Source organism: Cronobacter sp. 153480017-3, from assembly GCF_053627815.1.
In genome coordinates, this window is sequence record NZ_JBSEYN010000003.1 from 544,866 (window position 1) to 563,124 (window position 18,259).

At 56.3% G+C, this 18,259-nt stretch carries 17 protein-coding genes; 5 read left to right on the plus strand and 12 right to left on the minus strand.

The features are described 5' to 3' along the window. The first annotated feature begins 126 nt into the window (after window positions 1-126). The 3 genes from uvrA (at window position 127) to ACUW6V_RS10425 (ending at window position 3,910) form a co-directional block, all read left to right on the plus strand. Window positions 127-2,952 (plus strand): excinuclease ABC subunit UvrA, encoded by a 2,826-nt coding sequence (uvrA, locus tag ACUW6V_RS10415; RefSeq protein ID WP_097564156.1) that lies wholly within the window; start codon window positions 127-129, stop codon window positions 2,950-2,952. Window positions 2,953-3,106: 154 nt separating this feature from the next. Continuing rightward, a complete protein-coding gene (locus ACUW6V_RS10420; protein ID WP_454038329.1) occupies window positions 3,107-3,553 on the plus strand; it encodes a hypothetical protein in 447 nt (148 codons plus the stop codon). Window positions 3,554-3,565: 12 nt separating this feature from the next. Further along, window positions 3,566-3,910: a hypothetical protein gene (locus ACUW6V_RS10425; protein WP_171965633.1), complete on the plus strand. Its 345-nt coding sequence runs from the start codon at window positions 3,566-3,568 to the stop codon at window positions 3,908-3,910. Window positions 3,911-3,951: 41 nt separating this feature from the next. Here the strand turns inward: ACUW6V_RS10425 and ACUW6V_RS10430 are convergent, their stop codons facing one another. The 6 genes from ACUW6V_RS10430 to dnaB form a co-directional block, all read right to left on the minus strand. Further along, complete coding sequence (locus tag ACUW6V_RS10430; RefSeq protein WP_007893292.1) at window positions 3,952-4,305, minus strand: MmcQ/YjbR family DNA-binding protein; 354 nt, start codon at window positions 4,303-4,305, stop codon at window positions 3,952-3,954. Continuing rightward, complete coding sequence (locus ACUW6V_RS10435) at window positions 4,302-4,724, minus strand: secondary thiamine-phosphate synthase enzyme YjbQ (protein WP_012123629.1); 423 nt, start codon at window positions 4,722-4,724, stop codon at window positions 4,302-4,304. The genes ACUW6V_RS10430 and ACUW6V_RS10435 overlap by 4 nt, the downstream gene beginning before the upstream one ends. A 110-nt stretch (window positions 4,725-4,834) precedes the next feature. Further along, window positions 4,835-6,517 (minus strand): ShlB/FhaC/HecB family hemolysin secretion/activation protein, encoded by a 1,683-nt coding sequence (locus ACUW6V_RS10440; protein WP_454038330.1) that lies wholly within the window; start codon window positions 6,515-6,517, stop codon window positions 4,835-4,837. 419 nt (window positions 6,518-6,936) lie between these two features. Next, entirely contained in the window at window positions 6,937-8,130 is a 1,194-nt protein-coding gene (gene tyrB / locus ACUW6V_RS10445; RefSeq protein WP_454038331.1) for an aromatic amino acid transaminase, read from the minus strand. Between the two features lie 235 nt (window positions 8,131-8,365). Continuing rightward, window positions 8,366-9,445, minus strand: a complete 1,080-nt coding sequence (alr, locus tag ACUW6V_RS10450; protein WP_454038332.1) for an alanine racemase — start codon at window positions 9,443-9,445, stop codon at window positions 8,366-8,368. 173 nt (window positions 9,446-9,618) lie between these two features. Beyond that, the gene (gene dnaB / locus ACUW6V_RS10455; protein ID WP_004388597.1) at window positions 9,619-11,025 is read right to left on the minus strand and encodes a replicative DNA helicase; all 1,407 of its coding nucleotides are present in this window, start codon (window positions 11,023-11,025) and stop codon (window positions 9,619-9,621) included. 120 nt (window positions 11,026-11,145) lie between these two features. Here dnaB and ACUW6V_RS10460 point away from each other — a divergent pair, with 120 nt between their 5' ends. Further along, window positions 11,146-12,129 carry an NADPH:quinone reductase gene (locus ACUW6V_RS10460; protein WP_454038333.1) on the plus strand — a complete coding sequence of 328 codons (984 nt, stop codon included), beginning with the start codon at window positions 11,146-11,148 and terminating at the stop codon, window positions 12,127-12,129. A 180-nt stretch (window positions 12,130-12,309) separates the two neighbouring features. Here the strand turns inward: ACUW6V_RS10460 and pspG are convergent, their stop codons facing one another. The 4 genes from pspG to ACUW6V_RS10480 form a co-directional block, all read right to left on the minus strand. After that, window positions 12,310-12,570 carry an envelope stress response protein PspG gene (gene pspG / locus ACUW6V_RS10465; RefSeq protein WP_014727959.1) on the minus strand — a complete coding sequence of 87 codons (261 nt, stop codon included), beginning with the start codon at window positions 12,568-12,570 and terminating at the stop codon, window positions 12,310-12,312. Between the two features lie 130 nt (window positions 12,571-12,700). Beyond that, window positions 12,701-13,696: a tRNA dihydrouridine(20/20a) synthase DusA gene (gene dusA / locus ACUW6V_RS10470; RefSeq protein WP_454038334.1), complete on the minus strand. Its 996-nt coding sequence runs from the start codon at window positions 13,694-13,696 to the stop codon at window positions 12,701-12,703. A 90-nt stretch (window positions 13,697-13,786) separates the two neighbouring features. Then, on the minus strand, window positions 13,787-15,067 hold the full coding sequence (locus ACUW6V_RS10475; RefSeq protein WP_014727957.1) for a conjugal transfer protein TraF: 1,281 nt from the start codon (window positions 15,065-15,067) through the stop codon (window positions 13,787-13,789). A 148-nt stretch (window positions 15,068-15,215) separates the two neighbouring features. Further along, a complete protein-coding gene (locus ACUW6V_RS10480; protein WP_015386310.1) occupies window positions 15,216-15,722 on the minus strand; it encodes a cupin domain-containing protein in 507 nt (168 codons plus the stop codon). Between the two features lie 109 nt (window positions 15,723-15,831). On the opposite strand from ACUW6V_RS10480, the gene zur reads away from it, so the two are divergent. Then, a complete protein-coding gene (gene zur / locus ACUW6V_RS10485) occupies window positions 15,832-16,347 on the plus strand; it encodes a zinc uptake transcriptional repressor Zur (RefSeq protein WP_007871399.1) in 516 nt (171 codons plus the stop codon). A gap of 79 nt (window positions 16,348-16,426) precedes the next feature. Here zur and ACUW6V_RS10490 read toward each other — a convergent pair whose 3' ends face one another. Then, complete coding sequence (locus ACUW6V_RS10490) at window positions 16,427-16,636, minus strand: CsbD family protein (protein WP_004388591.1); 210 nt, start codon at window positions 16,634-16,636, stop codon at window positions 16,427-16,429. Window positions 16,637-16,843: 207 nt separating this feature from the next. Continuing rightward, window positions 16,844-18,151, minus strand: coding sequence for an MATE family efflux transporter DinF (gene dinF, locus ACUW6V_RS10495; RefSeq protein ID WP_087600035.1), 1,308 nt, complete (start codon window positions 18,149-18,151; stop codon window positions 16,844-16,846). Between the last annotated feature and the right edge of the window lie 108 nt (window positions 18,152-18,259).

Consider the following 18,259-nt stretch of genomic DNA (forward strand, 5'->3'; position numbering starts at 1 on the left):
AGTATACACAGTTGCAACTAAATACTGGATATCCATTCAGGTTAAATTGTGTCATAATTAACCGTTTCTGGCCACCGGTTGTCCTTCAAACACCCAGGCATTAGCGTTCAAATCCAGGAAAGGTGAATGGATAAGATAGAAGTTCGGGGCGCCCGCACCCACAATCTCAAAAATATCAATCTCGTCATTCCGCGCGACAAACTGATCGTCGTGACCGGGCTGTCGGGTTCCGGCAAATCTTCGCTGGCTTTCGACACGCTCTACGCTGAAGGGCAGCGCCGTTATGTCGAGTCGCTTTCCGCCTACGCGCGTCAGTTCCTTTCGCTGATGGAAAAGCCGGATGTCGATCATATCGAAGGGCTGTCGCCTGCTATTTCCATCGAGCAGAAATCGACGTCTCATAACCCGCGTTCTACCGTGGGGACTATCACGGAAATCCACGACTATCTGCGTCTGCTCTACGCCCGCGTCGGCGAACCGCGCTGCCCGGATCACGACGTTACGCTTGCGGCACAAACCGTCAGCCAGATGGTCGACAACGTGCTGGCGCTGCCTGAGGGCAAGCGCCTGATGCTGCTTGCGCCGGTCATTAAAGAGCGTAAAGGCGAGCACACCAAGACGCTGGAAAACCTGGCAAGCCAGGGCTATATCCGCGCGCGTATCGATGGCGAAGTGTGCGATCTCTCTGATCCACCGAAGCTGGAATTGCAGAAGAAACACACCATCGAAGTGGTCGTGGACCGCTTCAAAGTGCGTGAAGATTTAGCGCAGCGCCTGGCCGAATCGTTTGAAACCGCGCTTGAGCTTTCCGGCGGTACGGCGGTCGTGGCGGATATGGATGACGAAAAAGCGGAAGAGCTGCTGTTCTCCGCCAACTTCGCCTGCCCGATTTGCGGCTACAGTATGCGCGAGCTTGAGCCGCGCCTGTTTTCGTTTAACAACCCGGCTGGCGCATGCCCGACCTGCGACGGTCTTGGCGTGCAGCAATATTTTGACCCGGATCGCGTGGTGCAGAACGGCGAGCTGTCGCTCGCGGGCGGTGCCATCCGCGGCTGGGATCGCCGCAATTTTTACTATTTCCAGATGCTGCGCTCGCTGGCGGAACACTATAAGTTTGACGTCGAAGCGCCGTGGAATACGCTCAGCGATAAAGTGCAGAAGGCGGTGCTGTTCGGCTCCGGTAAAGAAACTATCGAATTCAAATATATGAACGATCGCGGCGATACGTCCGTGCGTCGTCATCCGTTTGAAGGCGTGCTGCACAATATGGAGCGCCGCTACAAAGAGACCGAATCCAACGCGGTGCGCGAGGAGCTGGCGAAATTTATCAGCAACCGCCCGTGTGCCACCTGCGAAGGCACGCGTCTGCGTCGCGAAGCGCGCCACGTGTTTGTCGAAAACACCGCGCTGCCGACCATTTCCGACATGAGCATCGGCCACGCGATGGAGTTCTTCAATAACATGAAGCTCTCCGGCCAGCGCGCCAAAATTGCTGAAAAAGTATTGAAAGAGATTGGCGATCGCCTGAAATTCCTGGTGAACGTCGGACTGAACTACCTGACGCTCTCCCGTTCGGCGGAAACGCTTTCGGGCGGCGAGGCGCAGCGTATCCGTCTGGCAAGCCAGATTGGCGCGGGCCTGGTGGGCGTGATGTATGTGCTGGATGAGCCGTCCATCGGCCTGCACCAGCGCGATAACGAACGTCTGCTCGGTACGCTGATTCACCTGCGTAATCTTGGCAATACCGTGATTGTGGTGGAGCACGATGAAGACGCCATCCGCGCCGCCGACCACGTGATCGACATCGGCCCGGGCGCGGGCGTACACGGCGGCCAGGTCGTCGCGGAAGGCCCGCTTGACGCCATTATGGCGGTGCCGGAATCGCTCACGGGCCAGTTCATGAGCGGTAAGCGCAAGATTGAAGTGCCGAAAGAGCGCGTGAAAGCCGATCCGGAAAAAGTGCTGAGGCTGACCGGTGCGCGCGGCAACAACCTGAAAGATGTGACCCTGACGCTGCCGGTTGGGCTCTTTACCTGCGTGACTGGCGTTTCTGGCTCCGGTAAATCGACGCTTATCAACGATACCCTGTTCCCGATTGCCCAGCGCCAGCTCAACGGCGCGACGATCGCCGAACCGGCGCCGTATCGCGACGTTCAGGGCATGGAACATTTCGATAAAGTTATCGATATCGACCAGAGTCCGATTGGCCGTACTCCGCGTTCGAACCCGGCGACCTATACCGGCGTCTTTACGCCAGTGCGTGAACTGTTCGCGGGCGTGCCGGAAGCGCGCGCTCGCGGCTATACGCCAGGGCGCTTTAGCTTTAACGTGCGCGGCGGCCGCTGTGAAGCCTGCCAGGGCGATGGCGTTATCAAGGTTGAGATGCACTTCCTGCCGGATATCTACGTGCCGTGCGATCAGTGCAAAGGCAAACGCTATAACCGCGAAACGCTTGAGATCAAATATAAAGGCAAGACCATTCATGAAGTGCTGGATATGACCATCGAAGAAGCGCGCGAGTTTTTCGACGCGGTTCCAGCGCTGGCGCGTAAGCTGCAAACGCTGATGGACGTTGGTCTGACTTATATTCGTCTCGGCCAGTCCGCCACCACGCTTTCCGGTGGTGAAGCGCAGCGCGTCAAGCTCGCCCGTGAACTTTCAAAACGCGGCACCGGGCAGACGCTCTATATTCTCGATGAGCCGACCACCGGTCTGCACTTCGCGGATATCCAGCAACTGCTGGCGGTACTGCATCAGCTGCGGGATCAGGGCAACACGATCGTGGTGATTGAGCACAATCTGGATGTTATTAAAACCGCCGACTGGATCGTCGATCTGGGCCCGGAAGGCGGCAGCGGCGGCGGCGAGATCCTCGTTTCCGGCACGCCAGAAACCGTGGCGGAGTGCGAAGCCTCGCATACCGCTCGCTTCCTGAAACCGCTTCTGAAGTAACTCTTACGCGTCGGGTCGTCCGGCCCGACGCGCCTCATTTCCCCTCACTTATTTCTGATGATGTTTCTTGCGAAGTGCGTGAGCAAAGATGATTTGCGCGCGCCACGGTCTGCTGCTGAATTTCGTACAGAGCGGGTAAACGCAGGGGGATCTCATGCCGCGCATATCAACGCTAACGCGCTATCTTCCGGGATGGCTGCTTTGTCTGACGGTGCTCATTTCAGCGTGTAGTCTGGTAGGAAATTATCAACCACGCGCGCATGCGCAGTTAACCGATCTGATGGCGGCACATTTGCAGTTTATCGACGATTTTACCGCGCCCTCGGGAGTGCTGGACACCGCCGCGCTCGAAGACGCTGACCACACTCTGCAGTTGCGCTTTGCTGAAGCCCTCGCGTATGCCGAAAGCCTGGGTGACCCGCTGCGCACCGATAATTTGCGCCTGTTGCAATCGGTTTATCAGGAAGATCATGCCCGGTTGGTCAAACAACAGCGCCCTTTTACGCCAGCACAGACCGCGCTCTGGCGTGACCAGGCCCGGCTGGCTTATCTCGAAGCGGTCCGGGGCGAATGCAGACGCCCCGCTTCGCCCTGTGAGTAGAGGAGAGTGTTCATGAGTACGCTAATTAACGCCGTCAGCCAGCTACTGACATCGCCGCAATTTCAGAAGCAGGCCGGGAAAATCGCGGTGGATGAATGTCTTGGTCTCCTGAAACAGGGCCTGAGCGACAGAGAGACATTTATCAAAACCAGCGCGGAGTTAACCGCTCAGGCGCTGCTGGATCGGGCGCAGGGGCTTATCAGTGAAGACGATATGACTGCGCTGCTGAATAAACAGAAAACGATCGCGCAGATCCACGCTAACAGCAGTGAGATCGTATTGCGCGCGCGCATTCAGTCCCTGACGATCAGGCTGCTGGATCTGGTGACCGGCCCCCTTAGTCGCTCAATCACATAACGCGCTGTCAGGCATCGCGAAATAGCGTCGCTTGCCAGCGTTCATACCGACAGTTGCTGGCGAATGTGCTCTGGCAACAGACCCAGCGCCTGCTGATACGACGCATCAACCAGATAGTAAATCTGCGAATCCGGCAGGTCGCCATCCAGAAAGACCGTGCTCCAGTGCGCTTTATTCAGCTGTGCGCTGGGAAACACATCTTTGTGTTCCTGACGCAAGAGTTCCGCCAGCTCCGGGCTGGTTTTCAGTGACACGGCAGGACGCTGGTTAACCTCGTGCACCATCGCAAACATCACATCGCCGACTTTAATTTGCGCCGCTTTCCACTCCCGATGCTCGCTCTGTTCAGCGCCCGGTTTGTTCATGCAGTAATCCAGCAAATCAGAATTAGTCATAAGGATTCTCCTTGAAGCGTCGCGACTATGCGCCGCGAACCGCCATGGTTACGGTGTTCTCCAAGCCAGATACCCTGCCAGGTGCCGAGCAGCAGGCGTCCCTGCTTAACCGGTAATGTCAGGGAAACGCCAAGCGTGGAAGATTTGATATGCGCCGGCATATCGTCTGGTCCTTCAGCATCATGCTCGTAATGCCCGTTATCCGGTACAGTGCCCAGAAAATAACGCTCCATATCGCGACGCACCGAAGGATCGCAATTTTCATTAAGCGTTAAAGAGGCTGAGGTGTGCTGAAGCAAGAGATGCAGCAGCCCGGTCTTCACCTGTGAAAGCGCGGGAAGCTGGCTGATGATGTCATCCGTGATGAGATGAAAACCCCGCGGTCTGGCTTTTAATGTCAGGGTTTGTTGAAACCACATACGCTGCCCCTTAAAAATAGTGATCTTCTAAGTGTGCAGGCTGAGCGGCAAAAGGCAAAATTTCGCTGGCGTTCTGCTGTAATTTTACACATCGCGCCAGCAAGATGGAGTCAGTATTGCCACTGCACGGCAAAACCGAGCGTGAAAGGACTGGTATGCAGATCCTGCGGTTTCATAAGCGGCACGCCGGCAAAAAGATCGTAGCCAAATTGGCCTTTTACGCCGCGCACGCCAAGCGCCGTGCCCGCCAGTTGCTTGCCGCTCCAGTAATCATTTTTCGAGCCTTTTACTTCGCCGTAATCAACACCAAGATAGGGCTGCATTCCCCACTGCGGCAGATTGAGATTAATGTCGTTTCGCAGATACCAGCCTTTATCAGCATAAATGGTGGTTTCGCCATCGAAACCGCGCACCGTCCAGCGGTTGCCGATCGTGAATTTATCCGGCTGCGTCAGGCGATCCGGCGATGTCTGAGACATAAAGTGCGGCTCATAACTCATCGCGACATCGCCAAATCTGAACGGGAACGCGCCATCAACGCCGAGCGTAATAATGCGCGCCTGCGCATCGGCGTTGCCGACCATTTCTTCGGCATCCTCTTGTTCATTAAACCAGTGCGCGGCTTTCTGGTAGCCCAGACTGCCTTTGATCTGTCCGAACGGGAGATATGCCAGATGTTCCAGCGACAGCTTCCAGTTGCTGGTTTTTCGCCGCTGCACCTCGATTTCCACATCATTAAGCAGATAGGTGGAATGACGGCGGAAAGCCTTTATCGCCAGCGTGGTTTTCTGGCTGGCGCTGCGGTAAATAACCCGGCTAAGCTGCGCGCTGAGGTATTTTTCAATGCCGCTATAAAGATAGCGGGAGACACTGTCATGAATAGTTTGGGTATAGCGGTATTTGCTGCCATACAGTTCAAGCTGCCAGTACCCCCACGGGACTGAGTAAAACGCCGAGACGTTATCGCTGCGCCTGCCATCCTCATTTTTAAGCCCGCCGCCATAAGCGATATAAAACATATCGTTAAACGAGGTGAGATTATCCAGATAAAGTGCCAGACCGCTCTGATAACGCCCGGTATATTTGCTGCCGGAGTCATCCGCCCAGGCACCGAGACGCCAGTGTTTCGGCTGAGTACGCATGACTTCAACGCGCGTTTCGCCCGGCTTCGCGCCGGGCACCAGATTGATCGTTGCCTCAGAGCCAGGCGTGCGTTGCAGATTCTCGAGCCCTTGTTCAAGGCCACGCAAATCGAGAACGTCGCCCTCACGTTCAGGGAAATTATTTATTGCATGAATATATTCTTCACCGTCACCTTTAAAAACAATATCGCTAATCGTGCCCGGAAGAATTTGAAACTTGAGCGTGCCGCTTTTGAGATCCTGCGCCGGAATCAATACGCGCGTCGTAATATAGCCATGTTCTATCAGCCGGTTTTGCACCGCTCTATGGATCATTTTCAAACCATTAATACCAACGCATTTCCCTCTCACGCTGCGCATCACATCCTGAAATGTCATCCAGTGCGCTACCGCGTTTTTATTCTCAAACTCAATGGCGTTAACAGGATAGCAGGGCGCTTCCTGAGGTAAATTCAGCCCCTCTTCAGGTTTATTACTGGTGGATGAAAGTAAGGATTTACTTTGCGTAGCCAGGCTTTCCTGGCGGGCTTCGTTCTGCTGTTTTTGATTTAATGACTGCTGATTTTCAGGAGTATCGGCGAAAGCCTGGGAGCGAACGGCCGCCAGCAACGACAGGATCGCTATACATACGGTTGCACGATAAAAAATCACGTTAATTCCTCAACAATCCTTGTTTACAGGCTGCGAATTGATAGTTGTTGTACCCGCAACCTGACTACATAAAAGTTGTTTTACCTATATCGCCACGATGCAATTTCCACAAAAAATTCCTGTAAAAGAATACAAACCTTTCCGTCAATAAAAAGTAATTACACATTTCCGAAATAAATAGCAGAAAAACGCGTACGTAGTAAAGGCATCCACTAATGAACAAATATGGAAAATAACTCACGAAAAGCGCATTAAAGTTTTAAAAAGTAATGTTGTGCTTTAACGGTAGGGATATATAAGAAGCGACTGCTTTGTGAAAACTAATGATATTTTACAAATCGGCGAATCACATTTAAGAAGATCCGAAAACAGAGTTGCAGAATAGCAAAAGCGCTGCCAGGCAGCGCTTTTAAACGGCGTTACATCACGGCGGCAAACGCCTGTGCCACCTGTTTTACGTTACGGCTGTTAAGGCCCGCCACGCACATGCGTCCACTGCTAATCAGATACACGCCGAACTCATCACGCAGGCGGTCAACTTGCGCGGCACTGAGACCGGTGTAGCTGAACATGCCGCGCTGTTTAAGCAGATAATCGAAATTGCGCCCCGGCACTTCTGTTTTGAGCACATCCACCAGCGCCTGGCGCATCTCCAGAATGCGGCGGCGCATTGCTTCCACTTCCGCGAGCCACTGCGCTTTCAGCGTGGCGTCGTTAAGTACCGTGGCCACGACCTGCGCGCCGAAATTCGGCGGGCTGGAGTAGTTGCGGCGCACGGTCGCTTTCAACTGACCGAGCACGCGAGCAGCGGTTTCCGCATCGTCACAAACGACAGACAACCCGCCCACACGTTCGCCATAGAGCGAGAAGATTTTTGAAAACGAGTTGCTGACCAGCGCCGGCAGGCCCGCGCTGGCGATAGCGCGTATAGCGTAGGCATCTTCTTCCATGCCTGCGCCAAAGCCCTGATAAGCGATATCCAGGAACGGGATAAGCTCGCGCGCTTTTAGCACGTCAACCACGGCGTCCCACTGGGCGTTAGTCAGATCGGCGCCGGTGGGGTTGTGGCAGCACGGGTGCAGCAGCACGATATCGCGCGCAGGCAGCGTGTTGAGCTTTTCAAGCAGCGCCTCGAAACGCACGCCGTTGGTCTCTTCGTCAAACCAGGGGTAAGTGCTTACTTCAAAGCCTGCGCCGTTAAAGATGGCGATATGGTTTTCCCAGGTCGGATCGCTCACCCAGACACGGGACTGCGGAAAATAACGCTTAAGGAAATCCGCACCGATTTTCAGCGCGCCGGAACCGCCCACCGTCTGGATGCTGGCGATACGCCCTGCAGCCAGCGCCGGATGATCGGCACCGAACAGGAGCGGCGCAATGGCGCTGCGGTAGTTGTTGAGCCCTTCCATCGGAAGATAAAGCGAGGCACCGTGCGGCTGCGCGTTCAGCCGTTGTTCCGCCTGCGCTACGGCCTGCAGCTGTGGAATGATATTTTGTTCGTTGTAATAGAGGCCGATACTCAGGTTTACTTTGTCGCTGCGGGGATCTTCTTTAAAGCGTTCCATCAGCGAGAGGATGGGGTCGCCGGCGTAGGCGTCAACATTCTGAAACACGCTTGGTTCTCCAGATTTACGGTGTGATGTGTCTTCACAATAAACCGGATAGCGCAGCAGATCGAGAGCGATGTGACAGGTATGTTGCATATGCGAGTGGCGGGGCCGTTGTGTGGCCCTCCACGGCGGGTGCGCTTCGCTTACCCACCCTACAGAAGACATGTCGATGTTGGTAGGGTGGGTAAGCGAAGCGCACCCACCGTCAGTAAAAACGAGGATTAACGTATGCGTACCTTCAGTCGAGGTAACGCATTGCCACCCTGGAGGTCAGCCGCGTTACAAGTTCGTAAGCACTCACTCCCGTCGCTTCGGCGATACGCTCGACCAGCAGCGCCTCGCCCCACATGATTACCGTATCACCCGCTTTTTCCGCCGCGTCAGGGCCTAAATCGACGCAGATCATATCCATCGCCACGCGCCCGACAATCGGCACTTCACGGCCATTAACCAGCACCGGCGTACCCGTCGGCGCGCAGCGCGGATACCCGTCGCCATAGCCCATCGCCACGACGCCAAGCCGCGTATCGCGCTCGCTCACCCAGGTGCCGCCATAACCGACGGGTTCGCCCGCTTTGTGGTCACGCACAGCGATAAGGCTTGACGTCAGCGACATCGCAGGCTGAAAGCCAAGCTCCGCGCCCCACGGGTGGGTATCGAGCGGCGATACGCCGTAGAGAATAATGCCGGGGCGCACCCAGTCGAAATGCGACTGTGGCCAGAACAGGATCCCGCCGGACGCGGCAATCGAGCGCTTACCCGGTTTGTCGTGGGTAAAGCTGTTGAAGATATCGAGCTGGCGTTCGGTGGCACCGCAGTCTGGCTCGTCGGCACGCGCGAAATGGCTCACCACGTTCACCGGCTGGAGCACATTTTTACAGGCCGCGAGCCTGTCGTAAAACGCCTGCGCCGCCTCCGGGCGCACGCCTAAGCGATGCATACCGGTATCCAGCTTCATCCAGACGGTGACTGGCTCTGAGAGCGTCGCCTGCTCCAGCGCCGCCAGTTGCTCTTCGCTGTGTACCGCGGTGTGGAATCGTTGCGCGGCAATCGCGGGCAGATCGGCTGCGTTGAAAAAGCCTTCGAGCAAAAGAATGGGTTGGGTAATGCCGCCTTCGCGCAGGCGCAGCGCCTCTTCGAGGCGCGCCACGCCGAACGCATCGGCATCAGGAAGAGTGCGGGCGGTCTCAAGAAGACCGTGTCCATAGGCGTTTGCCTTCACCACCGCAACCAGTTTACTGGCAGGCGCCAGTTCACGCAGGCGTTGCAGGTTGTGACGCAGAGCGCGGCGGTTTACTACCACAGTTGCCGCTTGCATTGACTTTCCTTGCAGTTATTTTGGTGTATTAACTTTTAAGCTACAGACAATTTGGCGTTATTGGCGCAGCGAGTTTGGGTGCGGCCAGCGCGCAGCCACCGGAGCGTACTGAAGTACGTGAGGATGGCGAGCACTGCCCAAGCCCAAAATCGCAAGTGAAATAGCCAAATTAATTATTCGTCGTCGTACTGGGGACCCGCGTAGTTATCAAACCGCGACCACTGCCCATTAAACGTCAGGCGCACCGTGCCTATCGGGCCGTTACGCTGCTTACCGATAATAATCTCCGCGATGCCTTTTAAGTCACTGTTTTCGTGATACACCTCGTCACGATAGATAAACATGATAAGGTCGGCGTCCTGCTCGATAGAGCCGGATTCACGCAGATCCGAGTTCACCGGGCGCTTGTCGGCGCGCTGTTCCAGCGAGCGGTTAAGCTGCGAGAGCGCCACCACCGGCACCTGAAGCTCTTTCGCCAGCGCTTTCAGCGAGCGGGAAATCTCGGCGATTTCCAGCGTACGGTTATCAGAGAGCGACGGTACGCGCATCAGCTGTAAGTAGTCGATCATAATCAGGCTTAAGCCGCCGTGCTCGCGATAAATACGGCGCGCGCGGGAGCGCACTTCCGTCGGCGTCAGGCCCGAGGAGTCGTCAATATACATATTGCGCTTCTCAAGCAGGATGCCCATCGTGCCAGAAATACGCGCCCAGTCTTCGTCATCCAACTGACCGGTACGAATACGCGTCTGATCCACGCGGGAGAGCGACGCCAGCATACGCATCATGATCTGCTCGCCGGGCATCTCAAGGGAGAAGATCAGCACCGGTTTATCCTGCAGCATCGCGGCGTTTTCACACAGGTTCATCGCGAAGGTGGTTTTACCCATCGACGGACGCGCCGCCACGATGATCAGATCCGAGCGCTGTAAGCCCGCGGTCTTTTTATTGAGATCCTGATAGCCGGTATCCACGCCCGTCACGCCGTCGTGCGGCTGCTGATAGAGCGTTTCGATACGCGCGACGGTGGCTTCTAAGATCTGATCGATACTTTTCGGCCCTTCGTCTTTATTGGCGCGGTTTTCGGCTATCTGAAAGACGCGCGATTCGGCGAGATCGAGCAGATCTTCACTGGTACGGCCCTGCGGATCGTAACCGGCGTCGGCAATTTCATTGGCGACGGAAATCATGTCGCGTACGACAGCGCGTTCGCGCACGATATCAGCATAAGCGCTGATGTTCGCAGCACTTGGCGTATTTTTCGACAGCTCCGCGAGATACGCAAAACCGCCGACGCTTTCGAGCTGCCCCTGAAGTTCCAGCGATTCAGAAAGCGTAATCAGATCGATGGGTTTGCCCATCTCCTGCAGGCGATGCATTTCGGTGAAGATCATGCGGTGCTGGCGGGTGTAAAAATCCTCGGCCACGACACGCTCGGCCACATCGTCCCAGCGCTCGTTATCCAGCATCAAACCGCCCAACACCGACTGTTCCGCCTCCATGGAATGCGGCGGCATTTTCAGCCCGGCGACCTGCGGGTCACGAGGTTCAGTGGGTTTGTTGAAGGGTTTATTTCCTGCCATAGTGAATGGAGTTACCAAAAATCATCATCAGAGAGAATGAGGAGTGTATCTGATCTGAGTCGTTTTGTACTCAGTTTGCGCGCTCCTGCTTTCATGCCCGACACTTAACAAGGAGTTCCTATGGCGACGCGTATTGAGTTCAGCCAGCATGGCGGACCAGAAGTGTTAAAAGCGGTGACCTTTACCCCGGCCGACCCGGACGAGCTGGAAGTGCAGGTGGAAAACAAAGCCATCGGCATCAACTATATCGACACCTATATTCGCAGCGGTCTTTACCCGCCACCGGCGCTCCCGGCGGGCCTTGGCACCGAAGCGGCGGGCGTCGTCACTAAAGTGGGCAGCGGCGTGACGCACCTCAAACCCGGCGATCGCGTCGTCTACGCACAGTCGGCGCTCGGTGCCTACAGCTCGGTGCATAACGTGCCGGCGGAGAAAGCCGTTGTGCTCCCGGATGTTATCTCGTTTGAACAGGCGGCGGCCTGCTTTTTAAAAGGGCTGACGGTGTTTTATCTGCTGCGCAAAACGTATGAAATTAAACCCGACGAGATGTTTTTGTTCCATGCCGCCGCGGGCGGCGTCGGGCTTATCGCCTGCCAGTGGGCGAAAGCGCTGGGCGCGCGGCTTATCGGCACGGTCGGTTCGGCCGAAAAAGCCCAGCGGGCGAAACAGGCGGGCGCGTGGCAAACCATCAACTACCGTGAAGAGAATGTGCCTGAAAGAGTGCGTGAACTGACCGGCGGGAAAAAAGTGCGCGTCGTGTATGACTCGGTGGGTAAAGAGACCTGGGAGTCGTCGCTCGACTGCCTGCAACGTCGCGGCCTGATGGTGAGCTTCGGTAACTCCTCCGGCCCGGTGACGGGCGTGAATCTCGGTATTCTTAACCAGAAAGGCTCGCTCTACGTGACCCGCCCGTCACTGAATGGCTATCTGACCAATCGCGCCGAGCTGGAAGAAGCCAGTAACGAGCTCTTTTCGCTTATCGCCAGCGGGGTGATTAAAGTGGAGGTGGCGCAGAGCCAGAAGTTTGCGCTCAAAGACGCCGCGCGCGCCCATAAGACGCTGGAAAGCCGCAGTACGCAAGGCTCCAGCCTGTTGATTCCCTGAAAGAATTAGGGCTTCCCGCAGGAAGCCCTTTCTTTTTATTGTTTGCGCTATATGTAGGGTACAGCGCTGATGAATTCGGTAACACGGCTGACATAGTGCCAGACAGGCCCGTTAAAAAACATGGCTTAGCGCGCAAAGTAACATGGAAAGTTGCGAGGTTGTGATCAACCCCGCAACTTATTAGTAACGCCAGCGATTCGCCCGGCTGTAACGTGAGGTGCGACGATACTCGGGCACTTTCGGGGCCTTCACGGTGCGGATCACCCACACCACCGCCACTGCCAGCAGCAGCCACGGCAACACTTTAATCATCAGCGCGAACACGCCACCGAAAAACATCACCAGCGTTGCCACCATCAGCGCGGCGATAATCCCGATAAGCGACACGCCGGTCGCCAGCAGCATCAGAAAGAAAGCCACCACAAACAGCAGTTCAAACATTCTCGTTCTCCTTAAAAACGTTATGCCCTGCTATTACAAGTTTCGTGCCAGATTTAACTTACTGAATTCAAAAGAAACGCCCCGGCATGTCATCCGGGGCGTTAGTGAAATTGACGATATTCTGGTGAACTTAACGTTTATCAGCCACCAGCTTTAACGCCTGCTCCAGCACGTTAATATCCGCGCCAGGCTTATGGGCGTTTTCGCTGAGATAGCGACGCCACTGCCGCGCGCCGGGAATGCCCTGGAACAGGCCGAGCATATGGCGGGTGACGTGACCCAGATATGTGCCTTTCGCCAGCTCACGCTCAATATACGGATACATGGCGCGCACTACCGCCACCGGATCGGCATCCGGCACATTAAGCCCGAAGATTTCGCGATCGACCGACGCCAGTATGCCAGGATTCTGGTACGCCTCGCGGCCCACCATTACGCCATCCATATGTTCAAGGTGCGTTTTCACGTCATCCAGCGTTTTGATGCCGCCGTTAATCGACATCGTAAGCTTCGGGAAATCGCGCTTGAGCTGATAAACGCGCGGGTAATCCAGCGGCGGGATTTCGCGGTTCTCTTTTGGGCTCAGGCCGGAGAGCCACGCCTTGCGCGCATGAATAATAAAGGTGTCGCAGCCGCCCTGCTCCGCCACGGTGCCGACGAAATCGCAGAGGAATTCGTAGCTGTCCTGGTCGTCGATGCCGATACGGGTTTTCACCGTCACCGGAATGGAGACCACGTCGCGCATCGCCTTAATGCAATCGGCGACGAGTTGCGCCTCGCCCATCAGGCAGGCGCCGAAGCGGCCATTCTGGACACGGTCGGACGGGCAGCCGACATTAAGGTTTATCTCGTCATAGCCGCGCGTCTCGGCAAGCTTCGCGCAGTGCGCCAGCGCCGCCGGATCGCTCCCGCCGAGCTGTAACGCCACCGGATGTTCCTCTTCGCTATAGGCGAGGTAATCCCCTTTGCCATGAATGATCGCGCCGGTCGTCACCATTTCGGTATAGAGCAGCACCTGCGATGAGAGTTGGCGCAGGAAATAGCGGCAATGGCGATCGGTCCAGTCGAGCATCGGCGCGATGGAAAAACGATGGGCGGGAAAAGCGTTACGGGATGTGGACGTCATAATAGCTAAGCGAGTCGAAGTTCGGGCTGAAAAAGGGGCGCTACTATAGCACAAACTTCAGGCAGGGGCGCATTGCGCCCCTGCACATGGTCAGAAGGTCAGGCTCAACTGCGCGCCTGCGCCCCAGGTTTCGTCTTCACCAACGATACCGGTCAGATCGAGATGCACGCGGTTAAACGGCGCGAAACCGACGCCCGCAGTAAACACGTTGCTCTCGTTATCTTTCACGTCCGCGCGATAACCGGCGCGCACCGCCAGCCAGCTAAGCGGACGCACCTCGGCACCCACGCCGACGAACTGCGAGTTTTCTTCGCTCTTAAATCCTTTGGTTTCCGTCAGATCGCCATCGGCGCTCAGGGTCACCAGATCGTTATGCCAGGCCACGCCCGCCGTCACCAGCGGCGAGATCTGATAGGTATCTTTATACCCGTTAACCTCTTTGGTATCGATATCACGCGACATCAGGTTCTGCCCGCTCACGCCCACGGTCCAGTTCGGGCCAAAATCCGCTGCCACACCCGCATCAACGTTGAAGCCAGTGTCGTCGTTGCGATAGCGCGAGCTGTTCCAGTCGCTGCTGTCGTAGTTATAAATCGAAGCCGTGTAGTTATAGAGCCAGGTTTTCTGCAGCTTCGGCGTAACGCCGACGGAAACCGGCACGTCGCCCACCTGGAACCGATGCGCGAACGCCACGCCGTAATCAGAAACGATCGCCGCGCGGCCAAACGCGGTAGACGTCAGGCGATCGGTGATAGCGTCAGAGCCGTTAATCGCGGCGTTGATGATCTGTGTGCCTGCGTAAATATCATCGTTCTGGATGCGGCGCAGATAGTCGATGTCGCTTTGATCCACACGGGTGCTGACACGCGCATGCGCATAGGCTTTCGCCACAAACGCCACCGCCAGCACGTCGTTTGGAATACTGACCGCGATGCCGCCTGCCGCACGTGCGCTTGCCGTTTTACCGCGCAGGTATTCCAGCTCGTCGCCCAGTTCACGCGCCGCGCCCTGGAACTGGCGCAGCGTGCCAATCGGGTTCGCCGCGATATCGCCCGGCGTCAGGCTGTTGACCACATCGCGATAATAATCGACGCGGTCGCTGATATGATCTATCTCATCTTCGAGATTGTCTTTATCGGTAATTTGCGCCTGTAATGCCGGCAAAATTACCGTAATGTCATCTTCTGGCTGTGAACGTGCCAGTAATGCCGGGTTAATTAACGCGCCGCTGCCGTAATCGGCTGACGCCACGCCGGTGCCGCCCATCGCATCGTTACGCGCCTGCGCCCAGGTATTGGCTGCACTCGCCTGATTGACCATCACCAGAGAAAGGGCGACGGCTGCCACTGAAGGTTTGATTATATTTTTCACTGTTTACCCTGCTTATTAGCAACGTCAAGGACATCCTCTGTCAGTTCATGACAGAGACGATTTCTGTTGTGAAGAACGCACTACGCCAGAGGTTGAGGCTAAAAGCTCAACGGCACTATCGGGCTCGTTTCGTGATCGCCCTCATTATTTATAGATTAGGGTTCTTAATTCGTGTAGGTAAGCCGTCGTGCGGGCCAAAAAATTGTGGCGGGTGGTCTATCCAGCGATCCGGACGGGTGGCGGCGTAAGGGCCGTTAAGCGGATAGTAAATCCGGTTTTCCGGTTTGTTCGCCTCGCCCACCACCAGTAGCCGGACGTCGCTGTCAGTATTATTAATGAACGTGTGGCAAAGCCCGGTGCCTGCCGGGAAGCCGACGCTGTCGCCCGGTTTTAACGGCCACAGCTCGCCGTTGAGCCAGACATCCGGAAACCCTTCGAGCACATAAACAAACTCTTCTTCGCTGCTTTCCGCATGCGGATAAGACGTACGACGCCCCGGCGGCAGGCGCTCATGATGAATGCCGAGCCGCGTGAGCCCGGTACGCTTCGCCAGCGGCGCGCCGATGGACATCAGTTCGTCGCTGTCCGGGTAACAGGCGTCATCGTTGCCTTCGACTTCCTGCCAGTGACAAATACATTCAGGGCGCGTATGCATATAAACCTCCGGTTAATGTTCACTGAAAGGTATAACACAGGCGGGATGTCGGTGTTTCAGCCAGTTCATGATAAAGTGATGACATCAACACGATTCATAGAGGATGCCGATGGATACGACGATTTCGCAGGAAGTTCTGGCGCAGGCTGAAAAGCTCTGCCAGCAACGTAATGTGCGCCTGACTCCGCAGCGCCTCGAAGTGCTGCGCCTGATGACTATCCAGCCGGGCGCGATCAGCGCTTATGATCTGCTCGATTTATTACGCGAAAGCGAACCGCAGGCGAAACCGCCCACCGTTTACCGCGCGCTTGATTTTCTGCTGGAGCAGGGGTTCGTGCATAAGGTGGAGTCCACCAACAGCTATGTGCTGTGCCACTTATTTGATAACCCGGCGCATACTTCCGCGATGTTTATTTGCGACAGATGCGGCGTGGTAAAAGAAGAGGCAGCGGAAGGGGTGGAAGATATTATGCATGCGCTGGCAGCCAGAATGGGCTTTGCGTTACGCCATAACGTGATTGAAGCGCATGGGCTGTGTGCGGCGTGTGCAGAAGTTGAGGCGTGTCGCCATCAGGGACAGTGTGGTCACGACCACAGCATTACGGTGAAAAAGAAAGGACGTTGAATCAGGTTGGGTGGTACATCCTTGTACCGGTGGGCAGGGCAGCCTCAGAGGGAAAATACCGTTTGAGGTGGTGGCCCGATTACCAGCGGTAATCGTGGCGGCTTTCCCAGTCAGTCACTTCCTTGTCGGCTTCATCTTTCGCGTAACCGTAACGTTCCTGGATTTTACCTACCAGTTGGTCACGTTTCCCTTCGATGATGGTCATATCATCGTCGGTTAATTTACCCCATTGCTCTTTCACTTTACCTTTAAACTGTTTCCAGTTACCGCCAGCTTCATCTCTGTTCATAGACGTCTCCTTAACATTCGGTAGTGAATCAGTCTCACAGGTTTTCCTGTGGGGGTTCAGCCCGAGTCATCTTCATCATTTGCTGAACGTACTACTCATTTTAGACGTCAATTTTAACCCTGGCGGGATATTCAGAATCTTTAACCATAACGAAGCGCTGACACCGACAAATTTTCTTTTACTGGTGAGGCGCTTTATCAGGGATATTCAGTGCAAAAGACGGCCCCGGCGCCATAAATAGCCGAGCGACAACCCACGCAGCGCCAGGAAAACGGTGAGCGCCAGCCACAGGCCGTGGTTGCCAAGCTCTGGCAAGGTGAGCAGCGTCAGGCCAAAACCGAGCGCCGCGACGGCCATGCTGTTACGCATCTCCGCCCCGCGCGTCGCGCCGATAAACATACCATCCAGCAGATAACACCAGACGCCGACCACCGGCAGGATCACCTGCCAGAAGAGATAGGGCTGCGCCAGCGCCTGAAGCGAAGGTAATGACGTGAGCAGTGACACAATGTACTGCCCCGCCACGGCATACAGCAACGCGAACGCCAGCGCCACCATCCCTGCTTGTCGGCATGCCGCGCGCCAGACGCTGCTCAGCTGCGATTTATCCTGCGCGCCGAAGGCCTGCCCGGCATGGGCTTCAACGGCGTAGGCGAAGCCATCAAGCGCATAGGCGGTGAAGGTCAGAAGGGTCATCAGAATGGCGTTCACCGCGACGATATCGCTGCCGAGCCGTGCGCCAAACACCGTGATGGAACCGAAGCAGAGTTGCAAAAGCAGCGAGCGCAGCATGATGTCGCGGTTAAGCGCAAGCAGTCGGCCAACGCCGCCGCGCCACGCGGTTTTCAGCATCGCAAGGGTAATACCGCGCAGGCGCAGCACGCGGGCCGCCATCACAAGACCGATGCCAAGCGTCGCGTACTCTGCCAGCGCCGTCGCCAGCGCCGCGCCCTGGACGTTAAGGCCAAGCCCCATCACGAACCACAGATCGAGCACGATATTAAGCAGATTGCCGACCACCAGCAGGATCACCGGCGCGCGGGCGTACTGCACCCCTAACAGCCAGCCAAGCAACACCAGATTAGCGAGCGAGGCGGGCGCACTGAGCCAGCGGATTTCGAGAAACCGTCGGGCCTGCGTCAGCACCGCGTCGCTGCCGCCGGTAACATGCAGCGCCAGATGTATCAGCGGCTCACGTAGCGCGATAATCAGCATACCGGCGATAAGCGCCAGCGCCATGGGCTGCACCAGGGCGCGGGCCAGCGCTATCGGATCGCGCGCGCCAAACGCCTGCGCGGTCAGGCCGGTGGTGCTCATCCGTAAAAAAAGCAGCAGCATAAACAGGAAGCTTGTGGCCGTAGCGCCCACCGCGACGCCGCCCAGATAGACGGGGCTGTCGAGATGACCAATAACCGCGGTATCCACCAGGCCTAAGAGCGGCACGGTGATATTTGAGAAAATCATTGGCAGCGCGAGGCGCCAGAGAGCTTTATCGGTAGAAGTGAGAAAGGGCATATGGCGTTCCGATGCCGTTACGCGAAGATGAAAAAATATGCAGTCTTTAGCCGACGGGAGAGGTCATTACCGTAACCGGGGCGGGCCAGTTACGGTAATGCGGCGTCA